This window comes from Aquiflexum sp. (assembly GCF_041751335.1).
GTDB lineage: Bacteria > Bacteroidota > Bacteroidia > Cytophagales > Cyclobacteriaceae > Aquiflexum.
The window spans coordinates 1-2800 of record NZ_JBGSXS010000444.1 but is presented as its reverse complement, the minus strand read 5'-3'; the positions used below and the strand labels follow the sequence as shown (position 1 = coordinate 2800).

Annotated in this window: 3 protein-coding genes; all 3 read left to right on the top strand. The window is 35.9% G+C overall.

The window, feature by feature from the left end; genetic code table 11:
• The first annotated feature begins 250 nt into the window (after positions 1-250).
• Positions 251-1243, top strand: a complete 993-nt coding sequence (locus ACEW8U_RS23260) for a glycosyltransferase family 2 protein (protein WP_373524450.1) — start codon at positions 251-253, stop codon at positions 1241-1243.
• 150 nt (positions 1244-1393) lie between these two features.
• The gene (locus tag ACEW8U_RS23255; protein WP_373524449.1) at positions 1394-2158 is read left to right on the top strand and encodes a glycosyltransferase family 2 protein; all 765 of its coding nucleotides are present in this window, start codon (positions 1394-1396) and stop codon (positions 2156-2158) included.
• Positions 2159-2468: 310 nt separating this feature from the next.
• Positions 2469-2800 (top strand): LLM class flavin-dependent oxidoreductase (locus ACEW8U_RS23250; RefSeq protein WP_373524448.1); only part of this gene is annotated, 332 nt, incomplete at its 3' end.

The window sequence follows — 2800 nt, the reverse complement described above, 5'->3', positions numbered from 1 at the left end:
GAAACAAAGGTAAAAAATATATACATAACTAATGACAAAAGTTGAATTAGGATTTTACATAACTTGGAATGTAAAAATTTGATTTCATTATTTATAATTTTTAATTTATTTTTTTATCAAAAAAATTATTTAGAAATATATTTTTTACAAAAAAAGTAAAAGACAATTTTATTTTTTAAATTCACTGTCCGTTTATCAAAACTTTGTTGCGTTTTATCAAATATGTTTATAGTGATTATAACTTTCATTTATGAGTTTTAAAAAATCTGTCTCCATCATCATCCCCAATTTTAATGGCCAAAAATTATTAGAGCAGTATCTGCCTTTTACCATCGAGGCAATTAAACATGAGGGAGTACCATATGAAATAATTGTAGTGGATGACGCGTCAACTGATGGATCAGTTGAATTTTTAAAGCAAAATTTCCCGCAAGTAATTGTTCTTCAAAATAAAGTCAATAAAGGTTTTTCCTACACATGTAATAAGGGTCTTGAAGCCGCCCAATATGACCTTTCTTTGTTTTTAAACTCAGATGTCAAATTAACTCCATCTTATTTCAGCAACCAATGGCATTACTTTCAACATGAAGATACATTTGGTGTAATGGGAAGAATGCTGACCCCTGATGGAAATAGAATAGAGGGAGCAGCCAAATTACCTGAAATCAAAGGTTTTAAACTCAAAGTCAATAAACAATTCTATTCAACTGACTCAAATCAAAAAACAACGACGACTGTTTTTTTGTCTGGCGCAAATTCATTGGTAGTGACAGTAAAAATGAGGGAATTGGGAGGCTTTGATGAAATCTTTACTCCCTTTTATTCCGAAGACCTCGACCTTGGATTGAGGGCTTGGAGGGTGGGCTGGAAATCCTATTATGAACATAAGTCTATTTGCTATCATCTGGGGTGCCACACTATCAAAAGTGCTTGTAAAAAAAGGAAAATGAAATCTATTTATTTCCGAAATAGGATGTTGTTACACGCCATTCATACCGAAAGTAAACATCTTCCTTTTTGGAAAATGCAGATGTTCTTTTTTGAAGTTATTCCGAAATTTTTAATCGGGAATTTCTGGATTCTTCAAAGTTTTTTGGAGTACAGAAAATACAGTCTTGAAATTAAAAACTCCAGAAAATCGCTTGAAAATCTAATGAACGAACATCACAGTCATACCTCAATGTTTGATTTAGAAAAAGATTTTGAAAAATCTTTGATGCTTCAAAAACCTGTTTTTATTTAGATTTTCTTTCACAATCGAAATGAAGTTTAGAGTTTTTTGTGTATTTGCGTAATTATTTTGGGTACACAATACATTTAATGCGCATTCACATGGATTATTCCTCAGATTGGAATTATTTTTGGTCTTTAGCCATCCTCAATGACAGCATCTATGTTTCCATTAGTCAGTGTTATAGTACCTTGTTACAATCAAGCTCCTTTTTTGGAAGAAGCTGTTGATTCGGTTTTGAACAACAAGTATCCCAATTTCGAGATAATTATCGTTGATGATGGCAGTCATGATCATTCAGCAAAAGTTGCACTCAAAATACATGAGAAATACCCTGATATTATCCACGTCATCATGCAAGAAAATGCAGGTCCAGCAAATGCGAGAAATGTCGGCATCAAAGCAGCAAGTGGGAAATATATTCTACCACTTGATGGTGATGATAAAATCAGTGAGGATTACATCAAATTAGCAGTTGATATACTCGAAAAGAATCAAGATGTCAAAGTGGTTTACTGTGAGGCCGAAAAATTCGGGAACAAATCAGGGAATTGGAAACTCAAACCTTTTTCCAAAAAAGGCCTGGCATTGGACAACATGATCTTTGTTTCCGCTTTATACAGAAAAAGCAATTGGGAAAAATGTGGCGGCTATGATGCCAGAATGACCTGGGGATGGGAGGATTGGGAATTTTGGATCAATATGCTGAAATCAGGCGGAGAAGTGGTCAAGCTTCCTATTACAGGCTTTTATTATAGAATCAGAGAAGGATCCAGAAGAAAATCCACAGATAAAGAGGCAAAACAAAAAACCATTGACCTCATCAATGAAAAACACATAGATTTCTTAAAAGAACAAATCGGCGGTCCACTTCGAAACCCCCGTTCCTGGTCAGAGGTGATTAATAAGGTGAGCGGGTGGTTTTAAAAGGGATAAAGGAGAAAGGATGAAGGTGAAAAGGATTTTAGAATTTAGATTTTAGAATTTAGATTAGGGCAGAGGTAAGGATGAGGGATGAAGGTAGATTATAGATTTTAGGACTGAAAGTGATCGTGTTACGATTTGAATTCACCTTCCTCTCGATTCTAGGCTCTCGCTTCTTGATTCTTGGCTCTTACCTCCCCGATACTCGGGACAGGCTTTGTTTCTTGGTTCTTATTTCTTATTTCTCGCTTCTCGTTTCTCGGCTCTCGCTTCTCATATCTCACGTCTCATATCTCACGTCTAAAAAAAAAACATGCAAATTGGAATTGACAGTTTTGCCGCAGCTTCCATCGGGGATGGAAAAAATAAAAACGAAAACAGCGCATTAGCACTTTCGGAACTTTTGGAGAGAATTGAATTTGCTGATGCCATGGGATTGGATGTCTTTGGGATTGGGGAACATCACCGAAAAGAATTTTTAGATTCGGCACCTTCCATTATTTTGGCTGCAGCTGCAGCAAAAACCAAAAGAATTATCCTGACGAGTGCAGTCACCGTACTTAGCGCTGCAGATCCTGTAAGGATCTTTCAGAACTATGCCACCCTAGACCTGATCTCCAAAGGCCGTGCAGAAATGGTTGTGGG

Excerpts from the sequence above, each read along its gene's own strand:
- ACEW8U_RS23260 (WP_373524450.1), top strand. The coding sequence starts at position 251 with ATGAGTTTTAAAAAATCTGTCTCCATCATCATCCCCAATTTTAATGGC.
- ACEW8U_RS23255 (WP_373524449.1), top strand. The coding sequence starts at position 1,394 with ATGTTTCCATTAGTCAGTGTTATAGTACCTTGTTACAATCAAGCTCCT.